This is a genomic window from Rathayibacter sp. AC451 (assembly GCF_979253095.1).
This window is the reverse complement of the sequence record NZ_CEEDBD010000001.1, coordinates 2281695-2305700: the sequence shown is the minus strand read 5'-3', so window position 1 is coordinate 2305700 and position 24006 is coordinate 2281695. Positions and strand designations below refer to the sequence as shown.

Genomic DNA, 24006 nt, shown 5'->3' with positions numbered 1-24006 from the left:
CGACTTCGGAGCGGGGTAGGTGCTGAACGGCGCTGCTGGTCGCTCTCGAGCCAGGCGGCGCGGGCGGCCTGCATACAGGCGAAGACTGTGCCGACGACCGCGGCCGCTCGCGGGTCGTCGGGTGGCTCCTCGAAGCGACGCACTTGAGCCGAAGGGGCACCGAATACGTGGAGTGGGACCGCGCGTGAACAAGGGAGAACCACTCAACGGAAAGCTTGGAGAAGAGTGGTGCGATGTAGCTGACCTGCTCACCCGAAGCGCTCGAATCGTCCGGAGTTCTCGTGTCCGCGGATGAAGAATGCGTGCTGCTCACAGGCAGGAAGTCGCTCCGACCCGAGCGCCCTCCGGGAACTCGGCGCTCGCTTCTCGTTCGTCGGCCGCCGGATGCGCGTCGGCGTCGATGGCGAGGACATCTCTGCTTGACCTGCTCGTCTTCCGCGCCGAGCAGCGGCGGTTCATGGTGATCGAGTCGACGACCGGACGGTGTGAGCCGACCTTCACCTGTCAACGAGGCGTCTCCGTCGCGTAGGCGGCGTCAGCCGCCGCCGGGTCCGCCGGCTGACCGGGCGCGAGTGCGCCGACCTGCTGGCGCCCCGACCGGCGCGCTGAGGCCTGGTGGGCACGGGATCGACGCGGCGAGCACGCGCGATCAGGGCGAGCGGAGCACGCGAGTCGGTCTCCCCCGGGCCCTAGGCGTCGGAGTCGAGGCGGCTCGACGAGGGGCGGTCCCGCGCAGGCGCGCCCGTGTCCGGAGGCGACGGCTGCGGCTCCGCGAGTCCGATGGTGCTGACGATCGGAAGGGTGCCCGTGCGGGGGAGGGGCTCCGCGGCGATCGAGGGCGGACCGGAGGCGCCGGCCGGCGCCGGGGCGGCGGAGGCGGTGCCGTCGGCGTAGAGGACGTCGGCGGCCAGGGCCTCCTCGAGGCCGCGGTCCCGGCGCGTGCGTGCGCGGACGGGAGCGACGGCGCGGACGACCGGGGTGCGCAGTCGGCGGTACGCGAGGCGGCCGAGGGTGACGCCCCCGGCGAGGCCGACGGCGATCATGCCCGCCTGGAGCAGCAGGTCGATCCCGCTGGTCGGCGAGCCGCCCGAGGTGAGGTCGAGCACGCCGCGGTAGAGCGTGAGGCCGGGGAGTAGGGGGACGATGGCGCAGGCCGTGGTCACCACGGCGGGAATCCGCATCCGCTCGGACAGCGCCTCGCCCAGCAGGCCGATGGCGAGGGCGGGGACGGCGCTGGCCATGAGGGGTGCGGCGCCCAGATCGAGGAGCGTGTCGGAGGCGAGCCAGGCACCGGCGCCGGTGATCGCGGTGAGGAGCGCCGCGCGCGGGGGCGTGTGCGACGAGAGCGCCCAGGCGCCGGCGGCGACGCCCGCTCCGAGCACCTGCACCTCGGCCGGCCAGGGACGGGCGTAGGAGTCGACGAGCACGAGGTCGACGCCGAGCGTGCGCGCGACGTCGAGCACCGCGGCGATGCCCACCACGATGCCGAGAGTGAGCAGCCCGACCTCCAGGAGCCGCCCGCCCGCGGTGATCGGGAACCCGTTGATCGCGTCGTCCGCGGCGCCGACGAACGAGAGCCCGGCCAGGAGCACGACCACCCCCGACGCGACGACGAGCGCCGGAGGCAGCACGGCCAGCTCGATCGGCAGCTGCGGCACGACCGCGAGCAGCAGCACCGCGACCCCCGTCGCGATCGCGGCGCCGGCGATCTGCTGGAAGAAGGCGGGCAGCCCCCAGCGCCCGAGCAGCCGGCCGGCGGAGTCGATGAGCGCGGCGGTCGCCGCGGCGACGAGGACGACGAGCGGTCCGCCTCCCAGCAGCAGCGCGACTCCCGCCGCCATCAGCGCCAGAGTGAGCGTGACGACGCCCCGGCGGTAGCGGTGCGGCTGCACGAGGATCGCGTCGAGCCGGTCGTGCGCCGCCTCGAACTGGTGCCGCGCCTCGTCGCGCGCGTCGGAGGAGTCGACGGCGTCGGCCACCCTCACCTCGGGCGAGCCCTCGGTGATCGCGGCGACGAGCGCCGTGACCCGGGCGAGCCGCTCGTAGTCGGCGCTGCGGGTCTGCACCACGCGCAGCACGCTCACGCTGGGCGAGTCCTCGCCTCCGTCGTGCACCACGAGGATCGACGTGAAGGTGAGGTCGACCTGGACCTCGATGCCGTACGCGCGGCAGACGCGCTGGATCGTCTCGGTGACCTCGGCCGCCGCGGACCCGAGCGACAGCAGCGTCTCGCCCAGCCGGACGGCGAGGTCGAGCACGCCGCGCACGGTCTGCTCGGCGAGCAGCGCCCGCTGGGTGCGCCGGCTGACCGGCGCGGCGGGGGTCTGCCCGCTGAGCTTGCCGACGACCTGCTGCAGGAGACGAGGGGAGCGCATCCTCCGAGGGTAGGTCCGGGGGCGGGTGCCCGGGGCCGCCTCGGGGGCGGTCGGGCTGTCGTCACTCCGCGGCCCCTGGGAGGGACGTCGGGCCCGTTCCGCGTCCACTCGCGCGCAGCGGCGCGGGCGGCAGGACGCCGAACGGGGTGCGGCGGAGGATCAGCGCCCGGACTGCGTCGACTCGGCGAGCGCTCCCGGATCTCTCCGGGATCGGCGGGGCAGGTAGGGCTCTGCGCGAGGCAGCCCCTGGCTCCGGACGCCGCTCGGGCGTCCGGAGCCGCGCCGCGGTCAGCGCCCGAGGCGGAGGAGCTGCTGCCTCCGCTCGCGCTCGAGCAGGTCGGCGCGCTCTCGGCGGAGGGCGGCGACGTCGGCGTGGTCGAGAGGCCGGCGGCGCTCCCGCCTGCTCCACGCGACGAGCGCGACTCCGACCCGCAGAGCGAGCCGGTCGAGCAGGCCGGCGAGGCGGCGGTGAGGGGGGTGGGCGTACCGGGTCGCCCGGAGTGCGGTGTTCATGAGGTGTCCTTGCCGTGCAGGCGCGCGGGCGCGCCGAAGAGCGCCGCGAGGGCGCGAGGAGGAGCGCGCTCGAGGGCGCGCGGAGGCACCGCCGCGGAGGCGGTGCGGGACCAGCGGAGGTCCGGGACGGGACGACGGTCCGTGCGGGGGACCCGCGGGACCGGGAGCTTCTCGAGCGTCGTCACCGTCTGAGCGATGACGAGCGCGGGGCTCGACCGGTCAGGCGGAGTGGACGCCGGAGAAGCCGGCGGTGAAGTGCGCGAAGTGCGGCATGCCTGGCTCCTTTCGTTGGTTCGGCTCCGTCGACCGTAGCGGGACCGGTGCGGACCTGGCAAGAGCCTGGGAGCGGCGGATCGCCGATTCGCCGGATTCCGGCTCCTGGGGGCACGTTCGGCTCGTGAGAACACGTCCGGCTCGCGGGAACACGTCCGGCTCGCAGGATCCCCCGACTCCGACGAGCCGAACGGATTCCTGCGAGCCGGAGGTGATCCGGAGGCGCCGCGTCCGCGTGCGCAGACGGGTCAGTGCGCTCGGGGCGTGTACCGCACCGGAGGGAACGCGGTCCGCACGATCGCGCGAAGCGATTCCAGCGACCCGGTCACGAGTCCCTGCGCCCGCGCCTGCACCAGGATGTTGCCGATCGCGGTCGCCTCGACCGGGCCGGCGAGCACGGTGCGGCCCGTGCGGTCGGCGGTCAGCTGGCACAGCAGCTCGTTCTGCGATCCTCCGCCGACCACGTGCACCGCGTCGATCCGCACGCCCGAGAGCGCCGAGGCCTGCTCGAGGGTCACCGCGTACGCCTCGGCGAGCGACTCGAGGATCGAGCGCACGAACTCCGCCCGGGTGCGCGGCTGGGCGAGGCCGCGCTCGACGCACCACTCCACGATGCGGCCCGGGATGTTGCCCGGGGCGACGAAGCGCTCGTCGGCGGCGTCGAACGTGGTGATCGGCCCGCGGATCGCGGCGGCCTCGGAGAGCAGCAGCGGCAGCTCGATGCGCTCGCCCGTCTGCTTCTCCCAGGTGCGGATGGATTCGGACAGCAGCCACAGACCCGAGACGTTCTTCAGGTAGCGGATGCGCCCGTCGACGCCGCCCTCGTTGGTGAAGTTGGCGGCCCGACCCTCCAGCGAGACCACCGGCTTCTCGAGTTCGACGCCGACGAGCGACCAGGTTCCGCTCGAGATGTACGCCACGTTGTCGTCGGTCGAAGGCACCGCGACGACGGCCGAGGCCGTGTCGTGGGAGCCGACGGCGACGACGCCCAGGCTCTCCGGCGCGCCGAGATCGGCGGCGACGGAGGGCAGGAGCGAGCCGAGCCGGGAGCCCGGCTCGATCAGCGGCGCGAGGATCCCGCGCGGAAGGTCGAGGCGCGTGAGGAGGTCGTCGTCCCACGCGCGGGTGTGCGGGCTCAGCAGGCCCGTGGTCGAGGCGTTCGTGATCTCGGTCGCCGCGACCCCGGTCAGCCAGTAGCCGATGAGATCCGGAACGAGCAGCGCCTGATCGGCGAGCGCGAGCACGTCCCGCTCCGCCGCGAACTGGAACAGCGTGTTGAACGGCAGGTGCTGCAGGCCGTTCCGCTGGTAGAGCTCCTCCGCGCCGATGCGGGAGTGCACATCGGCGACGCCGCGCGCCGTCCGCTCGTCGCGGTAGTGGTACGGGGCGCCGAGCATCCGCCCCTGGCGCAGCAGCGCGTAGTCGACGGCCCAGGAGTCGACGCCGATCGAGACGACCTCCGGCTCCTCGCGGAGGGCGTTCGTCAGCCCCGCGGTGAGCGAGCGGTACAGCTCCAGGATGTTCCAGTGCAGAGCGGAGGAGTCGCCCTCGTGGGTGCGCACCGGCTGGTTCGGGAACCGCGCGACGTGGCGCATCCGCAGCTCGTCGTGGCCGACGTAGCCGAGGATCACGCGTCCGCTGGTCGCCCCGAGGTCGACAGCGGCGACGGCCTTCATCGCAGGAGCCCTTCGGTGGCGGTCATCGGAGGAACGCCGCCGCGACTCCAGCGTCAACGGGGACGTGCAGCCCCGTCGTGTGCGAGAAGTCGGACGTGCAGAGCGCGAACACGGCGTTGGCCACGTTCTCGGGGACGACCTCGCGCTTGAGGATCGTGCGCTGGGCGTAGAACTTGCCCAGGTCCTCCTCCTCGATGCCGTAGGTCTTGGCGCGGTTCGCGCCCCAGCCCGACGCGAAGATGCCGGAGCCGCGCACGACGCCGTCGGGGTTGATGCCGTTCACCTTGATGCCGTGCTCGCCGAGCTCGGCGGCCAGCAGGCGCACCTGGTGGGCCTGGTCGGCCTTGGTGGCCGAGTACGCGATGTTGTTCGGGCCGGCGAAGACCGAGTTCTTCGACGAGATGTAGATGATGTCGCCGCCGAGCTTCTGGTCGACGAGCACGCGGGCCGCGGCCTTCGAGACGAGGAACGAGCCCTTCGCCATCACGTTGTGCTGCAGGTCCCAGTCGGCGACGGTGGTGTCGAAGAGCGACTTCGAGAGCGAGAGCCCGGCGTTGTTGACGACGAGGTCGAGCCCGCCGAACGCGAGCACGGTGGCGTCGATCGCGGCCTGCACGGCGGCCTCGTCCGAGACGTTCGCGGCGACTCCTATCGCGACGTCCGTCGATCCGAGCTCGGCCGCGGCGGCCTGCGCCTTGGCGAGGTCGAGGTCGGCGATGACGACGCAGGCGCCCTCGGCGGCCAGGCGCACGGCGATGGCCTTGCCGATGCCGGAGGCGGCTCCGGTCACCAGTGCGATGCGGGACGCGAGCGGCTTGGGCTTCGGCATCCGCTGCAGCTTCGCCTCCTCGAGCGCCCAGTACTCGATGCGGAACTTCTCGGCCTCGTCGATGGGCGCGTAGGTCGAGATGGCCTCGGCGCCGCGCATCACGTTGATCGCGTTGACGTAGAACTCGCCGGCGACGCGGGCGGTCTGCTTGTTCGCTCCGTACGAGAACATGCCCACGCCCGGCACGAGGACGATCAGCGGGTCGGCGCCGCGGATCGCAGGGCTCTCGGGCGTCGCGTGAGCGTCGTAGTAGGCCTGGTAGTCGGCGCGGTACGCCTCGTGCAGCGCGGGGAGACGCTCGAGGATCTCCGCGACGGAGGCGGTCGACGGCAGGTCGACGAGCAGCGGCTTCACCTTGGTGCGGAGGAAGTGGTCGGGGCAGGAGGTGCCGAGCGCGGCGAGGCGCGGGTGCTCGGTGCTCGCGAGGAAGTCGAGCACCTCGGGGGAGTCGGTGAAGTGGCCGACCCGAGGGCTGTCGTGCGAGGCGATGGCGCGCAGGTGCGGGGCGAGGGCGGCGGCCTTGGCGCGGCGCTCCTCCTCGGGCAGGGCGGCGTAGCCCTCGAGGGCGGGGCCGAAGGGCTCCGGAGCGCCGTGCTCGGCGATGTAGGCGGCCGCGGTCTCGATGATGCGGAGCGAGTTCGCCTCCGCCTCCTCGCTCGTGTCGCCCCAGGCGGTGATGCCGTGGCCGCCGAGGATCGCGCCGATCACTCCGGGGTTCGCGTCCTTGATGGCGGCGATGTCGAGGCCGAGCTGGAAGCCGGGGCGGCGCCACGGGACCCAGGCGACGGTGCCGCCGAAGGCCTCGGCGGTGAGCTTCTCGCCGTCGGCGGCGGTCGCGAAGGCGATGCCGGAGTCGGGGTGCAGGTGGTCGACGTGCGCGGCGTCGACAAGGCCGTGCATGGCGGTGTCGATCGAGGGGGCGGCGCCGCCCTTGCCGTGGAGCGTGTAGTCGAACGCGGCGACCATCTCGTCCTCGCGGTCGAGGCCGGGGTAGACGTTGACGAGCGCGCGCAGGCGGTCGAGGCGGAGGACGGCGAGGCCGGACTCCGTCAGGGTGCCGAGGTCTCCTCCGGAGCCCTTGACCCAGAGCAGCTCGACGGGCTCGCCGGTGACGGGGTCGGTCTCGACACCCTTCGCGGAGGTGTTGCCCCCCGCGTAGTTCGTGTTCTTCGGATCGGCGCCGAGGCGGTTCGAGCGGGCGATGAGCTCCGCGGCGGTCGAGGACGAGGCCATGACTTCTCCGTCTGATTGAACGAACTTGTTAACTGTTACAGAAGCTAACAGGACGCGCGGTCCGGGTCAACGGCCCGGCGCCGTGGAACCGGCGCGCAGCCGTCGAGGGAACCCCCGACCGTCGAGACGTCCCGCTGCTCCTGGCTGTCTCGACCATCCGGGGTTCCCTCGAGGATCGGGTCAGCGCAGCTCGACCAGTGCGCGGAACGGCTCCAGCCGTGCGTCCGACGGAGCGAGCTCGGTCACCATGACGCTGATCGCGTCCCAGTCGAGCGCCCGGGCGAGCGCCGAGCGCTCGAGCTTGGTCGAGTCGACCAGCAGCACCGTCTCGGTCGACGCGGAGACGAACACGCGCTTGACCTGCGCCTCCTGCAGGGTGACCTCGCTGGTGCCTTCCGTCGAGACGGCGGAGGCGGAGGTGAAGAAGCGGTCGTAGTGCAGCTCGGCGGCGCTCGAGCAGGCGAGGGGTCCGACGAAGCTGTCCGTCTCCTCCTCCAGCTCGCCGCCGATGAGCACCACCCGCGCCCTCGTGGTGCGGGCCGAGGCGTGGTTCTCGAGCGAGTTGGTGGCGACGAGCAGTCGAGGGGATTCGGCGGCGGCGCTCAGCAGGGTGCCCGCGGTGGAGGAGGCGTCGACGGCGATGGCGCCGGTGGCGGGCACCAGGTCGACGGCCTTCCTCGCGATCTCGCGCTTGGCGGCGGCTCCGGCGGCGAGGCGCTCGGCGAAGGGGCGCGGACGCAGAGCAGGCACCGCCCCTCCGCGGACCCGGCTGAGCCGGCCCTCGGCCTCGAGATCGGCGAGGTCGCGGCGCACGGTCATGGTCGAGACGTCGAGCTCGGCGGCCGCCTCGTCGAGCCGCACGGCGCCGTCGCGCTCGAGGAGCCCGATCAGGCGCGCTCGCCGCTCCGCCGAGTCCACCGTGGCCATGCCGCTCCCGTCCGCGGCGCGTCGGCGCCCGCGGCCTCGAGCGTATCGCCCGGCCGCGAGCACACTCCGGTTCGCAGAACCTCGGCTGGGCGAGGGTGGCGGCGGCCGACGGATCCCGGCCGCGCAGCCGAGGTTCCGCGGGCGAGGGGCATCGACTAGCCGGAGGTGCGCCCGGTGCCGTCGGTCGGCACGTCGGCCGCCGCTCCGGGCCGTTCCTCCGGCGACCGACGCCGGCGCGCTCGCTCGCGGCCGATGACGACCGCCACGAGTCCGGCGCACACGACCGCGATCACCGCGACGGTGCCTCCCGGCCCGATCGACGGGGCGAGGGTCGGCGCCACGAGCACTGCGGCCGCGGCGGGCAGCACGACCCCGGCGTGCAGGGGCTGCCTGCTGCCCAGCGGAGCGTGCACCAGCCACATCAGGAGCAGGTACGAGGCCACGGGCACGGCGACCGCCGCCCCGAGCACGACCTCGGACGCCTCGAGATGCCCCGCCGTCGCTGCGACCGCGGCCTCCAGACCGGACCCCAGGGCGGCGAGCGCCGCGAAGACGAGGAAGTGGGCGTAGCCCCACCGGTAGGACAGGCTCCGCCGCGCTTCGAGGAGTTCGCCCGACGGGTGCAGGTACGACAGCCACCACAGGGCGAAGACGAGGACGAGGGCCGCCAGCGACACGAGGACGAGTGGTGAGCTGACCCCGCGCTCCGCGAGTGATCGCTGCATCCCGGTCACCGCCGCGAGCACGCCCTCGCCCAGCAGGATGATCGTGAACAGCCCGTACCGCTCGGCGATGTGGTGCGGATGCCAGCTCGGCTCGCCCGCCCGGGCGGCGTACAGGGGGACGCAGAGCTCGAGCGCCGCCAGCAGGACGAAGCTCGCGACCTCGGCCTGCTCGGGGAGCAGGAGCCGCAGCAGCCAGCCGACCTGGACGAGGGTGAAGCCGACCGCGCTGCGGAGGGCCGATCGTCGATCGGCCGCCGAGGACATCGCCACGCGGACCCACTGCGCGACCAGTGCCAGCCTCATCACGGCGTACCCGACGGTGATGGCGGTGAAGTCCCCCTCCTCGAACGCCGACGGCACCCCCGCGGCGAGCACCAGCACGCCCGCCATCTGCGCGAGGGTCAGCAGGCGGTACGGCACGTCATCCGTGTCGTAGCCGGAGGCGAACCAGGTGAAGTTCATCCAGGCCCACCAGATCGCGAAGAAGACCATGCCGAAGGGGAGGAGCGTCTCTCCGGCGTGGCCCTCCTCGACGGCGTGGGCGAGCTGCTGCACGATCTGGGCGATCGCGACCACGAAGGTCAGATCGACGAGCAGTTCGAGTGGACTGGCCGCTCGGTGCTGCTCGTCGACGGGACGCGGGCGCATCCGGACGACGAGGGGGAGGACGGCGCCTGTCACGGAGTGCTCCTTCGGGGGCGGGATGCGGGGGGAGGGCATGCGGTCATCCTCCACCTCGTGGCCCTCCTGCCGGGAGAGTGCGCGGGGCTCGGTGCAGGAGCGCGGCGGAACCCGGCCTGTGAGGGGAGCAGGACGGGTCGTGGCGATCGGGTCGCGTCGCCCGGCGCGAGTACACCGCCTCCGCTTCTGTCAACGCCCTCCAGTTGCGGCTGCCCGCGGTTCTACGGTGGCGGCGTGATGCAGAAGAGCGGACGGATCCCCGCGGTGCTCGTGCTCGTGCTCGCCCTGGCGGGCTGCTCCGGGCCCGACACGGCGGCGGCCGAGAGCACGGCCGCCGCCTTCGAGGCGGCGCTCGCGCAGGGCGACGCGGAGACGGCGTGCGCGCTGCTGACCCCGCAGGCCGCGGCGGCCGTCGCGGAGGAGGAGGGCGCGGACTGCGCTCAGGCGATCGGCTCGCTCGGGCTCGAGGCGGGCCGCGGCGTCCCGCGCGCCGAGGCGTACGGGCAGGGCGCCATCGTGGAGCTCGACGGCGACATCGTGTTCCTGGCGGCGAGCGGGGACGGCTGGCGCGTCCGCGCTGCGGGCTGTGTGGCGACGACGGAGGACGCCCCCTTCGACTGCAGGATCGACGGTTCGTGATGCGCGCCGTCTTCGCCGGCTGCCTGACCCTCGTCTCGGTCGGCCTGGTCTACTTCGTCGCTCTGGGGGTGCTGCACCGATGACCGCGATGCTGCACGGGGAGCGGACGGCGGCGCCCGCCCGCTCCTTCCTCCGCGACGACTCGCTGACGCTCCTCTTCGCCGGCCTCTTCCTCCTGAGTCTGGCGGGGCAGTCGGTCGCGGGGCTGCTCTCGTACCGGCAGGAGCTGGAGGCCGCCGGTCTCGAGCCGGTCGACTGGCTCCGATACGTGACGTCGTCGAGCTTCGCCGGCGACGTCGCCGAGAACTGGCAGTCGGAGTACCTGCAGTTCTTCCTCTACATCGCCGCAACCGTGTGGTTCGTGCAGCGAGGCTCCTCGGAGTCGAAGAAGGTGTCAGAGCGGGGTCCGGGGACCGACGAGGAGCAGCGGGTGGGGGAGCACGCGGAGGAGTCGTCGCCGCACCCCGCGAAGGCGCCGCCCGGTCTCCGTCGCTGGGTCTACTCCCACTCCCTGCTCCTGGTGATGGGCGCGATCTTCCTCGGCTCGTGGTTCGCGCAGTCGGTGACCGGCGCCGTCGCCTACTCCGAGCAGCAGCTGATGGACCTGTCGGCACCGGTCTCGTGGGCGGAGTACCTGGTCACCTCCGACTTCTGGAACCGCACGCTGCAGAACTGGCAGTCCGAGTTCCTGGCGGTCGGCAGCATGGCCGCGCTCTCGGTGTACCTCCGCGAGCGCGGGTCGCCGGAGTCGAAGGCCGTCGGGGCCCCGCACGCCGAGACGGGCGGGGCCGAGTAGGGCGGTGCGGGTCAGGCCGCCCGGACCGCCTCGACGTCGAGCACCCAGGTGACGCCGAAGCGGTCGCGGAGCATCCCGTAGAGAGGGGCCCATGACGCGGGAGCGAGCGGGGCGACGATCTCGGACCCCTCCGACAGTGCTTCCCAGTACCGGGTGATCTCGTCGGCGTCGGCGCCGCGCACCGAGACGAAGACGGGGATCGTGCCGGGCTGGTACGGGGTGCGCGACGGCACGTCGTAGGCCATGACGTGGAAGCCGGCTTCGGAGACCACCTGGCCGAACGAGAGCTGGTCCGCCTCGGCGGGATCCGTCACGGCGTGGGCGTCGGCGTAGGTGAACGCGTCGAGCCGTCCGCCGAAGACCGAGCGGTAGTACTCGAGCGCCGCGCGGGCGTCTCCGCGGAAGTTCAGGTGGGTGGTGGTGGTGATGCTCATGTCGGCTCCTCGTGATCGGCCGGGACGTCCTCCCGGTGACGCTCACGCTGCCAGGGGAAGCGGACGGATCCTGTCCTCTTCTCGATCTAGGCTTCGTGACATGGCTTCTCCCAGTGCTCGGATGCTCCAGCTGCTCTCCCTGCTGCAGTTGAGGCGGGACTGGCCGGGTGCGGTGCTCGCCGAGCGGCTGGGCACGACACCGCGGACGGTGCGGCGCGACGTCGATCGGCTGCGCGAGCTGGGCTACCGCATCCGCGGGGCGAAGGGGCCCGACGGGGGCTACCGGCTGGAGGCCGGGTCGGAACTGCCGCCGTTCCTGTTCGACGACGATCAGGCTCTGGCGCTCGCCGTGGCGCTGCGGTCGGCTCCGCTGACGGGCACGGGGCTCGAGGAGGCGTCGGCGCGAGCGCTCGCGACGCTGCGGCAGATGCTGCCGCAGCGAGTGGCGCACCGGCTCGACGCCCTGCGGTTCACGACGGCGCCCGCAGCGGGGCCGACGGTCGCTCCGGAGGTGCTGATCGCCGTCTCGACGGCGGTGCGGGCGTCGGAGGAGCTGCGGTTCGCGTACTCGGAAGCGCCGCGGCGGGTCGAGCCGCACCACCTCGTGGCCCGGCAGGGGCGCTGGTACCTGATCGCGTTCGATCTCGAGCGCGAGGACTGGCGGGTGTTCCGCGCCGATCGCGTCGTGGCGCCGGAAGCCGGCGGTGGACGGTTCGCGCGCCGAGCGGTGCCGGGAGGGGAGCCGGCGGCGTTCCTGACCGCGCGGTTCCGCGGGTCCGAGGACGGGGCGTGGCCGTGCGTCGGGAGCGCGGTGCTGCGCGCGCCGGCCTCCGCGGTGCTGCCGTTCGCCGAGGAGGTCGAGGATCTCGGCGACGGGAGCTGCCGCGTGAGGGCCGGTTCGTGGTCGTGGGAGGCGCTCGCGGCATCGTTCGGGCGCTTCGGTGCCGAGCTGGATGAGGCCGAGCCGCGGGAGCTGGCCTCGGCGTTCGAGGTGCTGGCGCGGCGGTTCGCGGCGGCGGGTGCGGGTCCGGTGCCGGGGGCGGCATCGGCGGAGGCTCCTCCACAGGGCTGATTCCGCGCCGGGCTTCCCGGATGCGGGAGAGAGGTGACCATACTCGGATGGGTCCGGGCGTACGGTTCCGGAACTGCTCCATCGGGCAGCCCGCCCCGCAGGCGGTCCACCTCTGCTGAACGGAATCCCCATGTCCCTCTCGCTCACGTCGCCCTCGTTCTCCCGCGCGCCCGGCTCGCGCCGCTCCTTCGTCGCCGCCCTCGCGCTCGCGGGCACGATGCTCGTCGCACCCGCTGCGGCGGCGGCGTACACGACCGCGTACCCGGAAGGGGGCACCTGGTACTACGGCGTGAGCAACGGCACCGTGCTGTCGTCGTACAACCATCCCTCGAAGTGGCACCGGGCCTCGGTCAACAACGGCACCAACTGGCGATCGAACTGCACCCAGCCGAATCGTCCCGCCTCGGTGAGCGCGCCCGCGCGCAAGAACGTCGTGGACAGCGCCTACTACTCCTTCTGCTGAACCGAGAACCGAGGGAGGGTGCGACGAGTGGTCTTCCCCTCCCTCGCACCTGGAGGGTGCCGTGAGAAGTCGAAGTGTCATCACGGGGTACGTGCTCGCCGTCGTTCTGGCGGCCGTCTTCGCGTTCCTCTTCGTCAGGGCGTCCGACGCGCGGGGAGCCGTCTGGAACGGAGGCTGGCAGCTCCGGGTCTCGGGGGCGGCCGAGCCGCGGATCCCTGCTGCGGAGCTCTACCGGGAGCTGACCGCGCTCGCAGAAGAGGGCGACCTCGATGTCGTCCGTCTCCTGAGCGATCCCGACGATCCGGAGGGTGTCCGCCACCTCTTCGTCGCGGGCCCCGGCGCCGCGGCCGACCTGCTCGACAGCGGCTACGAGGCCGTCGACACGTCGATCTCGACGACCGTCGCTCCGCTCGTCGACCTCGGTTCGATCGACGCGAGGGGCGCCTACCTCGTCGGCGGTGATCGGGCGGACGCGGACGCCGTTCTCGGCGTGATCGAGGACGCGGGCTGGTCGGGTGCCGTCCACCCGTACCCGGTCGGATTCGACATCGACTCGTACCGCGAGTACGGCGATCTCTCGCGGGCGCTGATGGTGGCATGTCTCGCTGTGATCGTGCTGGTGGGCGCGGGAACCGTCCTCCGCAGTCGGGCTCACGGAGTTCAGCGGCTTCACGGCGCGGGGTTCCTCGGGATCCTGGTCCGGGAGTGGCGATCGCTCGGACCGCCCGTCGCGGCCTGGGCCGCCGCCGGCCTCGCCGCCCTGGCCCTGACCCTGGCGGCGTACAACGGCGTGGCGCAGCTCCCCACTCTCGCGATGCTCTTCGCTCGTCTCGTCTCCGTGCTCCTCGGTGCCGCCCTCGGCGCACATGCCGTCGGGATCGCCCTGACCGACGACCGTCGTCTCCTCGACCAGGTCAAGGGCGAGATCGACGGCTGGTGGGTTCTCCTCGGCGTCTACGCGGTGCGCGTGCCCGCCGTGCTCGTGCTGCTGGCCGTCATCGCCGCACTCGGGCAGAGTGCTCGCGTCGCGGAGCTCGAGAACCGCACTCGGGAGTTCTGGGGCTCCGCTCAGGACGCTGCGATCCTCGGGATCAGCGGTTATCTGAGCGAGGACGAGTATCTCCGCACGATCCCCGCGTTCGCCGACCTCGTCTCCTCGCAGGCGTCCGGGGGCGCGGTCATCCTGGCGGAGCCGGGGCTCTCGGAGGAGCGGAACGTCCTCCTCGTCGACGAGGGCTATCTCCGATCCGTCGAGGTCCTCGGAGAAGGAGGATCGCGGATCACCGATGTCGCGGAGGGGGTCATCACCGTCCTCGAACCGGAGGGCACCAGTGCCGAGCGCAGGCAGGTCGTTCTTGAGGAGCTCCGCTGGTGGCAGGAGACGCAGTCGAGAGTCGCTGTTCCCGCCCCGGCCACTGCGGCTCTGCCAGTCGAGGAGCGGATCACCCCACGGGGCCAGACCCTCTTCACCTTCCGCAGCACCGACGTCGATGTCCTCGCCCGGGCGACGTCCCTGGAGGATCCGATCCTCGTGGTGCTTCCCTCGATCAACGCCTACGCGCCCTCCGAGGTCTACTCGGCGATCACCCGAGGTGCCGTCCTCTTCACCGAGCCCGAGGCGATCCCGGCCGCCCTCGACGAGCGCGGCCTCACCGACGTCGTCGTGTCGATCACCCCCGTCGCCTACCAGGCGAACGAGCAGTACCAGCGGGCGCTCGGCACGCTCTCGATCAACGTGCTGGGGCTCGTCAGCGGGACGCTCGTGGTCCTGCTCACCGGGCTCGTGTCCGCGATGGTGATCGCCGAGAAGGACCGGCGGCGGGCGTTCGTCCACCGCATCGCCGGCCTCCCTCCGCCGTCGGCGCACCGGAGCGGTCTCGCGCTCGAGGGCGTCCTCCTAGCGGGGGGCGGTCACCGTCGCCGTCGTGCCGATGTGGCTCCGGGATCCCCGCGACGTGCGGACCGTCCTCGACCTCGGCACCGTCGACACCGAGGAGTTCGTCCTCGAGCAGTCGCTGCTCGCGCTCGGCGTGACGGCGCTCAGTTCGCTGCTGCTCGTCGTCTGTCTCGCCCTCGCCCGTCGTCGCGCCGCCCGCCCGCGGTCCGACGACTCCTGACCGCCCGTCCCGGCCCGCCTCTCGAAAGGACTCCCGTGATCCACGCCACCGCCCTCACCAAGGGCTTCGCCCGCCGCCCCCTCTGGACCGGCATCGACGTCTCCGTCCCCTCGGGCCGCAGTCTCGCGCTCACCGGCGCGAGCGGCAGCGGCAAATCCACGCTCCTCAACTGCCTCGGCCTGCTCGACGCCCCCGATTCGGGCTCCATCGAGGTCGACGGGGAGGGAGCTCACCCGGCTGCGAGCCGGCGGGCGGAGGAGGTTCCGGAGGCACCGCCTCGGCTACCTCTTCCAGAACTACGCCCTCGTCGACACCGCCACGGTCGAGCAGAACCTCGCTCTCGCGCTCGGCGAGCGGCGCGGCCGAGCCGGCCGCTTCGAGGGCGCCCTCGACCGGGTCGGCCTCGGCGGGCGGAGCCGGGAGCGGGTGTCGCGGCTGAGCGGCGGCGAGCAGCAGCGCGTCGCCCTGGCCCGGCTCCTGGTGAAGAGCCCGACCGTCGTGCTGGCCGACGAGCCCACGGGCGCCCTCGACGCCGGCAACTCGGCGATGGTCCTCGACGTGCTGGCCGAGCTCGCGGGTCACGGCGCGAGCATCGTCGTCGCCACCCACGACGAGGCGGTCGCCGCATGGTGCGACGACCGCCTGCACCTCACGTCTCCGTGAGCACCCCCGCGCCGATGGCGCCCTCAGAGCGCCACCGTCTCCCGCACCGCAGCCACCGCCGAGTGCCGTCCCGGCCCGAGAGTGCGCGGCTCCGCGCCCTCGAGATCCAGCACCGCCGTCGTCCCCACCGGCACCTCGACCTCGACGCGGAGCTCGCCGTCCGCGAGGGACCAGGCGATCGACGCCCGTCCGTAGGGCGTGAGGTGCGCCGCGCTCGCCGAGGTGAGGCCGCCGCCGGGGCGCGGCCGGAAGGCGATCGAGCGGTAGCCGGGCTCCGCGGGAGCGAGGCCCGCGACCACGCGGTGCAGCCAGTCCGCCACTGCTCCCAGCGCGTAGTGGTTGAACGAGGTCATGGTGCCGGGGTTCACCGTGCCGTCCGGGAGCTGGCTGTCCCAGCGCTCCCAGATCGTCGTCGCGCCCTGCGTCACCGGGTAGAGCCACGACGGGCAGCCCCGCTCGAGCAGCAGGGCGTAGGCGCGCTCGGTCCAGCCCGTGCCCGACAGGGCGTCCGAGACGATCGGAGTGCCGACGAAGCCGGTCGAGATGCGGTCGCCCGCGGCGGCCACCAGCTCGGCGAGACGGGCGCCGGCGGCCGGGCGCAGCTCCGCGGGCAGCAGCTCGAACTCGAGGGCGAGCGCGTAGGCGGTCTGCGCGTCGCTGCTCATGCGTCCGTCGTCGGCGACGTAGCGGGCGACGAAGGCGGCCCGCACCTCCGCGGCCAGTGCCAGGAACCGTCTCGCGTCCTCCGTGCGGCCGAGCACCTCGGCGCTCTGACCGAGCCGGCGCGCGGAGTGGGCGAAGTACGCGGTCGCGACGAGGTGCCGGTCGGTCTTGGCGTCCGCGGGATCCTGCGGCGGGGCGTCCGGGTCGAGCCAGTCGCCGAGCTGGAAGCCCTCGTCCCAGAGCCGGGTGGGCCCTGCCAGGCGCTCGACGAGCTCGACCCAGGCCTTCGCGCTGCCGTACTGCGCCTCGAGCACCCCGGTGTCGCCGAAGCGCTCGTAGAGAGTCCACGGCACGAGCACGGCGGCGTCGCCCCAGGCTGCTCCGGGGCGGATCGGCGTCCACATGTGGTGGGCCGGGATCACCGGCACGTACCAGGGCACGGTGCCGTCCGGCAGCTGCTCGGCCTCGACGTCGCGCAGCCAGGACGAGAGCATCCCCGAGACGTCGAAGAGGAACGAGGCGGTCGGTGCGAACACCTGGATGTCGCCCGTCCAGCCCACCCGCTCGTCGCGCTGCGGGCAGTCGGTGGGGATGTCGACCATGTTGCCGCGCATGCTCCAGAGCACGTTCTCGTGCAGGCGCTCGACGAGCGGATCGGAGCAGGCGAACCAGCCGGTGCGCTCGAAGTCGGTGTGCAGGACCCGCGCGACGACGTCGCCCGCGGCGACCGCCGCCTCCAGATCGCCCGGCCAGCCCTCCACCTCGACGAACCGGAAGCCGTGGAAGGTGAACCGCGGCTCCCACTCCTCCCGGGCGCGTCCCGCGAGCGTGTAGACGTCCGTCGAGCGGGCGTCGCGCAGCGGGCGGGTGTAGAGCTCGCCGTCCTGCATGATCTCGGCGGTCCGCAGGGTGACGGTCGCGCCACGCGGACCGCTCACCCGGATCCGCATCCGGCCCACCAGGTTCTGCCCCAGGTCGAGGACCCGGCGACCGCTCGGGGTGCGCAGCACGGCCACGGGGCGCACCTCCTGGGAGCAGCGCACGGGCGGACCCTGGGGAGCCACGAGGGTCGCGGGGTCGCGCTCGGCGACGGCGACCGGCGCCCAGTCCGAGTCGTCGAAGCCGGGGAGGACCAGCCGGCGCGCTCCTCGCGGGCGTCGTGCACCTCGCCGTCGTAGTTGCCCGAGAAGAGGATCGGACCGGTCGCGGCGCGCCAGGAGTGGTCGGTCGCGACGGTCTGCCGACGGCCGTCGGTGTAGACGATCTCGAGCTGCGCGATCAGCGACAGGTCCGAGCCGTAGAGATTGCGGAACCCGCCGCGCCAGCCCAGCCGGCCCCGGTACCAGCCGTCGCCGAGCCACGAGCCGATCGCGTTGCCGCCGGTCGTCAGAGCGTCGGTCACGTCGTAGCTGTAGTAGCGCAGGCGGCTCGGGTAGGCGGTCCAGCCGGGCGAGAGGGTGTCGTCTCCGACGCGCGCGCCGTTGAGCTCGATCTCGTACATCCCGTGCGCGCTGGCGTAGAGCCTGGCCGAGGCGACCTCGCCGTCGACGACGAAGGAGCGGCGTACGAGCGGGGGTCGGCGGTCCGACTCCGGATCCTCGGGCCACGGGGCGCCCACCGGCACCGCGACCCAGTCCTCCGGGTCGAGCAGCCCGACCTCGACCGCGGTCGGGCGGCTCCACGGGGCGTCGTCGTCGCGGCGTCCGAAGACCCGCACGCGCACCTCGACCCGCTCCCGGCTCGTGAGCGGCGCGAACGGCCACGGCACGAGCACCGAGTCGGCGGAGTCGACGCGGATCCGCTCGACGGCGCCCGCGGCGTCGCGGCGCTCGAGCTCGTACGACGCCTGGCGCCAGTCGTCGTGGGCCCTGCTCGTCCACGAGATCCGGGGGCGGCGCTCGCCGATCCCGAGGGCCTCGCGGTGGTGCTCGATGCGGGGGGAGGAGGGGATGGCCACCGGGGAGCCTCGTTCCTGCTGGGGCGGCGCGGGAGGTCCCGAGCACCGACGGACGACGTGCCCCTCGCTCCGCCACCTCGGCGTCTCGACTCTGACACGTTTCAAGTGAGCGCCAGCATAGCCGCGCGAACGCTGTTTGACACGTTTCAAAATTCCGATCAGGATGAGCGGTGTCGGCGCGAAGGCCCGACGCACCACGACGACGTGGACCGGACGAGCTCCGGCCCCAGGAGGAGCAGAGCGATGCCGCGATCACCCCGGGTGGCCCTCGTGGGCACTCTCGACACCAAGGGCGCCGAGTACGCCTGGATCGCCGAACGGCTCACCGCGCTCGGCGTCGAGGTCGTGCTGGTCGACGTCGGAGTCGGAGCCCACTCCGGGACCGCCGACGTCACCGCCGCCGAGATTGCGCGCGCGGCCGGAGCCGACCTGGGCGGGCTGCGCGAGCGCGGCGACCGCGGAGTGGCGATGACCGCGATGGGCGAGGGCGCCGCGACCGTGCTCGAGGGCCTGCGCCGCGACGGCGCCCTCGACGGCGTCCTCGCGCTCGCCGGCAGCGGAGGCACCTCCATCGCCGCCCGGGCCGTCCGCGACCTCCCCGTCGGGCTCCCCAAGATGCTCGTCTCGACCATGGCCGCCGGTGACGTCTCGCCCTACGTCGGGGCCGGCGACGTGACGATGACGTACAGCGTCGTCGACATCGCCGGCATCAACAGCCTCTCGCGCGAGGTCCTCGACAACGCGGCGGGCGGCATCGCCGGCATGGCCGCCGCCCACGCAGCGCGCCGCGAGCAGCCCGAGCCCGAGGGCGCTCGCCCCCTCATCGCCGCCACGATGTTCGGAGTGACGACCGCGGCCGTCGACGTCGCCCGCGCCCGCCTCGACGAGCTCGGCTACGAGGTGCTCGTCTTCCACGCCACCGGATCCGGCGGTCGCGCCGTCGAGGCGCTCGCCCGGTCGGGCCACCTCGCAGGGGTGCTCGACCTCACCACCACCGAGCTGGCGGACGAGCTCGTCGGCGGCGTGCTGAGCGCCGGGCCGGATCGCCTCGAGGCGGCCGGGCGGGCGGGGATCCCGCAGGTGGTCGGCCTGGGCGCGCTCGACATGGTCAACTTCGGACCGCGCGAGAGCGTGCCCGAGCGCTTCGCCGACCGGCACTTCTTCGTGCACAACCCCACTGTCACCCTGATGCGCACCACGGCCGCCGAGAGCGCAGAGCTGGGTGCGATCGTCGGCCGCAAGCTCGCGGCGGCGACCGGACCGACCGTGCTCGCCGTGTCGCGGGGCGGAGTGTCCGCGATCGACGTGCCGGGCGCCGTCTTCGACGACCCCCGGGCGCGCGCAGCCCTCGTCGACGCCGTCCTCGAGGGCGTGGCCGGCTCGTCCGTCGGGGTGGTCGACTCCCCGCTCGACGTCAACGACCCGGAGTTCGCCCGGGCCGCCGCCGACGCTCTCGACTCCCTGATCCGCACGTCCCAGGAGAGGAACTGACATGGACCGCTCGAGCGCACTCGCCCGCCTCCGCGCCACGATCGACGCGGGGAAGCCCGTCATCGGCGCCGGCGCGGGAACCGGCCTCTCGGCCAAGGCCGCCGAGGCCGGCGGCGTCGACCTCATCATCATCTACAACTCCGGCCGGTACCGGATGGCGGGCCGCGGCTCGCTCTCGGGCCTGCTGCCCTACGGCGACGCCAATCAGATCGTCGTCGAGATGAGCCGTGAGGTGCTGCCGATCATCCGCGAGACGCCGGTGCTCGCGGGGGTGAACGGCACCGATCCCTTCCGCCGGATGGAGGTGTTCCTCGATGAGCTGCAGCGGCTCGGCTTCACGGGGGTGCAGAACTTCCCCACGGTCGGGCTCTTCGACGGGGTCTTCCGGCAGAACCTCGAGGAGACGGGCATGGGCTTCGATCTCGAGGTCGACATGATCCGCCTCGCCGCCGAGCGCGACCTGCTCACCGCGCCCTACGTCTTCGACGTCGAGTCGACCGTCGCGATGACCGAGGCCGGAGCCGATGTCCTCGTGCCGCACATGGGGCTCACCACGAGCGGCACCATCGGCGCGCAGACGGCCCTCACCCTCGAGGAGTCGGCGGCGCGCGTGCAGGAGATGCGCGACGCGGCCGTGGCCGTGAATCCGGACGTGATCGTGCTCTGCCACGGCGGACCGATCGCCGAGCCCGCCGACGCCGCCTACGTCCTCCAGCACACCGAGGGGGTCGTCGGCTTCTTCGGCGCCTCCTCCGTCGAGCGCCTCCCCACCGAGCGCGCCATCCGGCAGCAGCTCGTCGACTTCAAGTCCCTCCCGATCGCGTAAGGAGACCACCGTGTCCGTCACCCCCACCTCCGCCCAGTCCGGCCGCCGCCCCGACGAGGTGCCCACCCGGGTCTTCGACTGGGGCACCATCAAGTGGCTCGTCACCCCGCACCTCGACGGCCCCGTCGGCCTCACCACCGGCGAGGTGATCATCTACCCCGGTCAGGGCCACGACCCGCACGCGCACCCCGGAGAGGAGGAGGTCATCTACGTCGTCTCGGGCGAGGGGGAGCAGACCGTCGGCGACGGCCCCGCGTTCCCGATCCGCGAGGGCGACGCCCTGCACATCCCGCGCGACACCGTGCACTCGACGTACAACACCACCTGGCGGCCGCTGCGCCTCCTCGTCGTGTACACGCCCGGCGGCGCCGAGACCGGTCTCGACTCGCTGCCCGGCGCGCGGATCCTCGAGCCCGGGACCGCCCCGCGCTGGGCGCAGGCCTGATGCCGGTCTACGAGCCCGGCACCTGGCTGCATCCTGGCGATCGGCCCGACTGGTGCGCCGTCGGCACGATCGGCCGCTTCGCCGTCGGACTCGAGGGCGGACGGTTCGACCGGCACCACCACGACGACCACGAGGTGTGGTTCTTCGCCGAGGGCAAGGGCCGGATCCTGGTGGACGGCGCCGAGCGCTACGTCCAGGCCGGCGACATCGTGCTGACGCAGGCCGGCGACGTGCACGACATCGTCGCGGTCTACGAGCCGCTCCGGGGGTTCTTCACCGAGACGGGGCTGCCCGCCGGCGGGCGCACCGGCCACCTCCACGCCGACGACGCGGACGCCGCGGGGCACGACGTCCCGGCCCTGCCGCTGCCCGCCGACTTCCCCCTACGCTGACGGGGCCCGCCCTTGGAGAGGACTCCCATGCGCATCGCCGTCACCGGCTGCTCCGGCACGCTCGGCACCGCGACCCTCGAGCGCCTGCTCGCCGAGGGCCACGAGCCGATCGGGCTCGACCTGACCCCGCCGTCGGTCCCCGTCCCGTTCACCCGCGTCGACTTCTCCGACTACGGGCAGGCACTCGACGCGGTGCTCGGAGTGACCGCGCGGCACAGCGGGGTCGACGCGATCGTGCACCTCGCGGCGATCCCGGTGAACGGGCTGGTCCCGGATGCGACGACCTTCCACTCCAACATGGCCGTCTCGTTCAACGTGTTCCACGCGGCCATGCGCGCCGGTGTGCGGCGCCTGGTGTACGCCTCCAGCATCACCGCGATGGGCTTCCCGTTCGTCGAGCCGCCCGCCTCGCTGCCGCTGAGCGAGGACGGCGGCGACCGGGCCAACAACACCTACGGCCTGGTCAAGATCCTCGAGGAGGCGATGACGAAGCAGCTCGTGCGCTGGGACCGCGAGTCCTCGATCACCGCGCTGCGCTTCACCAACGTCACGCGCGCGGGGGAGTACGGCCGCTTCGTCGAGCGCTCGGGAGACCCGGGCTACCGGCGCGACCTGCTCTGGAGCTACGTCGACGCCCGCGACGGAGCGAGCGCGATCGCGCGGGCGCTCGAGGTCGGCCGGCCCGGCTTCGCCGTGTACGACATCGCCGCCTCCGACACCGGATCCACGATCCCGTCGGCCGCGCTCGTCGCGTCGGCGTTCCCCGACGTGCCGCTCACCCGTCCGCTCGAGGGCTTCGAGACGGTCGTCTCGATCGACCGGGCGCGCGAGGGCCTGGGCTGGGAGCCGGTGCACCTGTGGCGCCGCGAGGCGGGCCTCGAGGAAATACCGGACTGAGCACCGGACGCGCAAGTGCTGGTTCCCGATCCGTCCATTTGGTCGAGTAGCGGGATGCAGGAAATCACCTACGCGTCCAAGTGCATCGTGACGACGGACGCCGTCGCCGACGCGCTCCTCGAACTGGTCACCGCGATCAACCGGCACGACCACTCCGAGGCGGTGACCGTTCCCGCGTTCACCGACGAGGGCGACCTCATCGACGCGCGGATGACGCTGGATGCGAGCAGCGAGCTCGTGGCCGTGCCGGTGGAGCTCGGCATCGACCAGGACCCGTCGGTCGCCGAGGCGCTCGAGGCGGCCGTGGCCGACCTGCGCCGGCGCATCGCCCGGAACCGGCCCGAGAACTCCTTCGTCGCGCAGCCCATCGCCCTGCCGGACGGCGAGCGCGAGACCGTCGACTTCGACGACTTCTGACCCGCGCCGCGGCGGCCTGCTCCGCCCCGTGCCGATCGAGCAGGCCGCCCTGCGGCCCCGCTTCTGCTGATCGAGCAGGCCGCCCCGTGGCCGTATCGAGATCCACGTCCTCCGGACACCGGACCCCGCCGCCCGATCAGCTGACGGGCGTCAGGAGATCCCGTAGCTGAAGTCCAGGTCGTACCCCGCCTGGTCGCCGTCCCAGGTGAACTCGACCGGGGCGTCCGGGTGCTCCTCCAGACGGACGCTGCTCGCCGGAGTGATCAGCGCGTGCACGAGGCCGCGGTTCAGCGACGCGAAGCCGACCCACCTGCCCACGCTCGAGACGCCGTCCAGCAGTGCCGAGCGCAGCGCGTCCAGGTCGATCTCGGGCGCCAACGTGTAGTCGAAGCCGTCGAGCGTCAAGCGCGTCACAGCCATCCAGGTCCTCCTCGGGTGCTCTCTCACGGTAGGTCGGAGCGGGGCCCCGGGCGAGACGGTTGACTTCCCCTCCTCCGCCTCGGTAGAACTCGGCCTCGGTGGTGCTGCGCGTCGCAGACGGGCCGCCGCCGGGACGACCGCCCCGCGGGACCAGCTGCTCCGGCGGCGCTCAGCGGCTCGCGGCGGCGAGCAGCTCGCGCGCCTCGGTGCTCTCGGGGTACTGCACCAGCACCCGTTCGAGGTCCCGCCGCGCGGGCGCGCGACGCCCGTCGGCGAGGTGGGTGCTGGCCCGCTCGAACAGCGCCTCGGCCCGCAGCTCGAACGGACGGGCGGTCGTGACGTTGGGCCGCACGACCTTGTCGAGCGCGTCCAGAGCGCTCTCGATGAGGCCCAGCTCGCGCAGCGCCGCCCCGCGTCGGATGAGCGCGGCCGCCGACGCCGCGTCGACGTTCACGATGCCCGCCGTCAGCACCGCCACATCGGCCCAGCGCCGACGGGCGGAGTAGAGGGACGCGAGCGCCGCGGCGGCGAGCGTCGAGGGAGGGAGGGTCTCGAGTGCCGCGGCCGCTACCGCGTGGTCGTCGGCTCCGGCGAGCTCCGCGAAGACCAGGCGCAGCGCTGCGACGTCCAGGGGGACCGTGACGTCCAGACCGGCGCTGAGGGGGAGGCGCACCGAGAGCGAGAGGCCGTAGCGCGCCAGGAAGGGATCGGACGCGGGGTCGTAGCGGGAGCGCACCAGCCGGCCCGCGATCCGCTGTGCCCGGTCGTCGTCCCCGCGGCCGAGTGCGTCGCGCGCGAGCTCGATCACGGCGGCGACCCTCGCGCCCTCGGGCGACGACGCCGTCGCCTCGCGCAGCTCGACGGCGGGGGCGCCCGCGCGGACGAGGCGGATCAGCGCCGACTCCCAGGGCTGGGCGAGGGGGAGGGCCGCACCAGACCGGGCCCGGAGGGCATGGACAGCCCGGCCGCCAGGCGGCTGCGGCGGGGTGCGCGAGCGGCATCGGCGTCGGCGACCGGCTGCAGCCGGGCCCGACCGAGAGGGCGGAGGGGACCGTCCTGGCGGAATCCGACTGCCACTGCGA

Annotated in this window: 25 protein-coding genes and 1 pseudogene; 13 read left to right on the top strand and 13 right to left on the bottom strand. The window is 73.2% G+C overall.

What is annotated here, in order from left to right; translation table 11 throughout:
• Positions 1 to 689: 689 nt before the first annotated feature.
• The 7 genes from AC0CID_RS11105 to AC0CID_RS11075 form a co-directional block, all read right to left on the bottom strand.
• Positions 690 to 2375, bottom strand: coding sequence for a threonine/serine exporter family protein (locus tag AC0CID_RS11105; RefSeq protein WP_465226849.1), 1686 nt, complete (start codon positions 2373 to 2375; stop codon positions 690 to 692).
• Between the two features lie 288 nt (positions 2376 to 2663).
• Complete coding sequence (locus AC0CID_RS11100) at positions 2664 to 2888, bottom strand: hypothetical protein (protein WP_465226848.1); 225 nt, start codon at positions 2886 to 2888, stop codon at positions 2664 to 2666.
• A complete protein-coding gene (locus tag AC0CID_RS11095; RefSeq protein WP_465226847.1) occupies positions 2885 to 3073 on the bottom strand; it encodes a hypothetical protein in 189 nt (62 codons plus the stop codon). The genes AC0CID_RS11100 and AC0CID_RS11095 overlap by 4 nt, the downstream gene beginning before the upstream one ends.
• A gap of 336 nt (positions 3074 to 3409) precedes the next feature.
• Positions 3410 to 4837 (bottom strand): rhamnulokinase, encoded by a 1428-nt coding sequence (locus tag AC0CID_RS11090; protein ID WP_465226846.1) that lies wholly within the window; start codon positions 4835 to 4837, stop codon positions 3410 to 3412.
• Positions 4838 to 4859: 22 nt separating this feature from the next.
• Positions 4860 to 6899 carry a bifunctional aldolase/short-chain dehydrogenase gene (locus AC0CID_RS11085; RefSeq protein WP_465226845.1) on the bottom strand — a complete coding sequence of 680 codons (2040 nt, stop codon included), beginning with the start codon at positions 6897 to 6899 and terminating at the stop codon, positions 4860 to 4862.
• A 180-nt stretch (positions 6900 to 7079) separates the two neighbouring features.
• Positions 7080 to 7826, bottom strand: coding sequence for a DeoR/GlpR family DNA-binding transcription regulator (locus AC0CID_RS11080; protein WP_465226844.1), 747 nt, complete (start codon positions 7824 to 7826; stop codon positions 7080 to 7082).
• Positions 7827 to 7981: 155 nt separating this feature from the next.
• A complete protein-coding gene (locus AC0CID_RS11075; protein WP_465226843.1) occupies positions 7982 to 9271 on the bottom strand; it encodes a low temperature requirement protein A in 1290 nt (429 codons plus the stop codon).
• A 195-nt stretch (positions 9272 to 9466) separates the two neighbouring features.
• Here AC0CID_RS11075 and AC0CID_RS11070 point away from each other — a divergent pair, with 195 nt between their 5' ends.
• Entirely contained in the window at positions 9467 to 9871 is a 405-nt protein-coding gene (locus tag AC0CID_RS11070) for a hypothetical protein (RefSeq protein ID WP_465226842.1), read from the top strand.
• A gap of 79 nt (positions 9872 to 9950) precedes the next feature.
• On the top strand, positions 9951 to 10667 hold the full coding sequence (locus tag AC0CID_RS11065) for a DUF6766 family protein (protein ID WP_465226841.1): 717 nt from the start codon (positions 9951 to 9953) through the stop codon (positions 10665 to 10667).
• A gap of 11 nt (positions 10668 to 10678) precedes the next feature.
• On the opposite strand, the gene AC0CID_RS11060 is transcribed toward AC0CID_RS11065, so the two are convergent.
• The gene (locus AC0CID_RS11060; protein ID WP_465226840.1) at positions 10679 to 11101 is read right to left on the bottom strand and encodes a VOC family protein; all 423 of its coding nucleotides are present in this window, start codon (positions 11099 to 11101) and stop codon (positions 10679 to 10681) included.
• Between the two features lie 100 nt (positions 11102 to 11201).
• Here AC0CID_RS11060 and AC0CID_RS11055 point away from each other — a divergent pair, with 100 nt between their 5' ends.
• Complete coding sequence (locus AC0CID_RS11055) at positions 11202 to 12173, top strand: helix-turn-helix transcriptional regulator (protein WP_465226839.1); 972 nt, start codon at positions 11202 to 11204, stop codon at positions 12171 to 12173.
• Positions 12174 to 12303: 130 nt separating this feature from the next.
• Positions 12304 to 12636: a lactococcin 972 family bacteriocin gene (locus AC0CID_RS11050; RefSeq protein WP_465226838.1), complete on the top strand. Its 333-nt coding sequence runs from the start codon at positions 12304 to 12306 to the stop codon at positions 12634 to 12636.
• Here the strand turns inward: AC0CID_RS11050 and AC0CID_RS11045 are convergent.
• Complete coding sequence (locus tag AC0CID_RS11045; RefSeq protein ID WP_465226837.1) at positions 12524 to 14470, bottom strand: hypothetical protein; 1947 nt, start codon at positions 14468 to 14470, stop codon at positions 12524 to 12526. The two genes, AC0CID_RS11050 and AC0CID_RS11045, sit on opposite strands and share 113 nt — an antisense overlap.
• A 91-nt stretch (positions 14471 to 14561) precedes the next feature.
• Here AC0CID_RS11045 and AC0CID_RS11040 point away from each other — a divergent pair, with 91 nt between their 5' ends.
• From AC0CID_RS11040 to AC0CID_RS11030, 3 genes and pseudogenes are all read left to right on the top strand, one after another.
• Positions 14562 to 14753 (top strand): hypothetical protein, encoded by a 192-nt coding sequence (locus tag AC0CID_RS11040; RefSeq protein ID WP_465226836.1) that lies wholly within the window; start codon positions 14562 to 14564, stop codon positions 14751 to 14753.
• 35 nt (positions 14754 to 14788) lie between these two features.
• Positions 14789 to 14929: pseudogene (locus AC0CID_RS11035) on the top strand (ATP-binding cassette domain-containing protein); the annotation flags it as partial.
• 19 nt (positions 14930 to 14948) lie between these two features.
• Entirely contained in the window at positions 14949 to 15416 is a 468-nt protein-coding gene (locus AC0CID_RS11030) for an ATP-binding cassette domain-containing protein (protein WP_465228087.1), read from the top strand.
• 23 nt (positions 15417 to 15439) lie between these two features.
• Here the strand turns inward: AC0CID_RS11030 and AC0CID_RS11025 are convergent, their stop codons facing one another.
• Positions 15440 to 17095, bottom strand: a complete 1656-nt coding sequence (locus tag AC0CID_RS11025) for a family 78 glycoside hydrolase catalytic domain (RefSeq protein ID WP_465226835.1) — start codon at positions 17093 to 17095, stop codon at positions 15440 to 15442.
• On the bottom strand, positions 17014 to 18036 hold the full coding sequence (locus AC0CID_RS11020) for an alpha-L-rhamnosidase N-terminal domain-containing protein (protein ID WP_465226834.1): 1023 nt from the start codon (positions 18034 to 18036) through the stop codon (positions 17014 to 17016). Before AC0CID_RS11020 ends, AC0CID_RS11025 begins: the two co-directional genes overlap by 82 nt.
• 243 nt (positions 18037 to 18279) lie before the next feature.
• Between AC0CID_RS11020 and AC0CID_RS11015 the strand changes: the two genes are divergently transcribed.
• Genes AC0CID_RS11015 through AC0CID_RS10990 form a run of 6 tightly spaced genes read left to right on the top strand, consistent with a single transcriptional unit; the run spans position 18280 to position 22504 of the window.
• On the top strand, positions 18280 to 19527 hold the full coding sequence (locus tag AC0CID_RS11015; RefSeq protein ID WP_465226833.1) for a Tm-1-like ATP-binding domain-containing protein: 1248 nt from the start codon (positions 18280 to 18282) through the stop codon (positions 19525 to 19527).
• 1 nt (position 19528) lies between these two features.
• Positions 19529 to 20353 (top strand): phosphoenolpyruvate hydrolase family protein, encoded by an 825-nt coding sequence (locus tag AC0CID_RS11010; protein WP_207406999.1) that lies wholly within the window; start codon positions 19529 to 19531, stop codon positions 20351 to 20353.
• A 10-nt stretch (positions 20354 to 20363) separates the two neighbouring features.
• Positions 20364 to 20798 carry a cupin domain-containing protein gene (locus AC0CID_RS11005; protein ID WP_465226832.1) on the top strand — a complete coding sequence of 145 codons (435 nt, stop codon included), beginning with the start codon at positions 20364 to 20366 and terminating at the stop codon, positions 20796 to 20798.
• A complete protein-coding gene (locus AC0CID_RS11000; RefSeq protein ID WP_207406996.1) occupies positions 20798 to 21190 on the top strand; it encodes an AraC family ligand binding domain-containing protein in 393 nt (130 codons plus the stop codon). The genes AC0CID_RS11005 and AC0CID_RS11000 overlap by 1 nt, the downstream gene beginning before the upstream one ends.
• A gap of 27 nt (positions 21191 to 21217) precedes the next feature.
• Positions 21218 to 22087 carry an NAD-dependent epimerase/dehydratase family protein gene (locus tag AC0CID_RS10995; protein WP_465226831.1) on the top strand — a complete coding sequence of 290 codons (870 nt, stop codon included), beginning with the start codon at positions 21218 to 21220 and terminating at the stop codon, positions 22085 to 22087.
• Between the two features lie 54 nt (positions 22088 to 22141).
• Positions 22142 to 22504, top strand: a complete 363-nt coding sequence (locus AC0CID_RS10990) for a hypothetical protein (protein WP_207406993.1) — start codon at positions 22142 to 22144, stop codon at positions 22502 to 22504.
• A 150-nt stretch (positions 22505 to 22654) separates the two neighbouring features.
• Here the strand turns inward: AC0CID_RS10990 and AC0CID_RS10985 are convergent, their stop codons facing one another.
• Together AC0CID_RS10985 and AC0CID_RS10980 are read right to left on the bottom strand one after the other, a co-directional pair.
• Entirely contained in the window at positions 22655 to 22924 is a 270-nt protein-coding gene (locus AC0CID_RS10985; protein WP_465226830.1) for a hypothetical protein, read from the bottom strand.
• 169 nt (positions 22925 to 23093) lie between these two features.
• Positions 23094 to 23732 carry a tetratricopeptide repeat protein gene (locus AC0CID_RS10980; RefSeq protein WP_465226829.1) on the bottom strand — a complete coding sequence of 213 codons (639 nt, stop codon included), beginning with the start codon at positions 23730 to 23732 and terminating at the stop codon, positions 23094 to 23096.
• Positions 23733 to 24006: the final 274 nt, after the last annotated feature.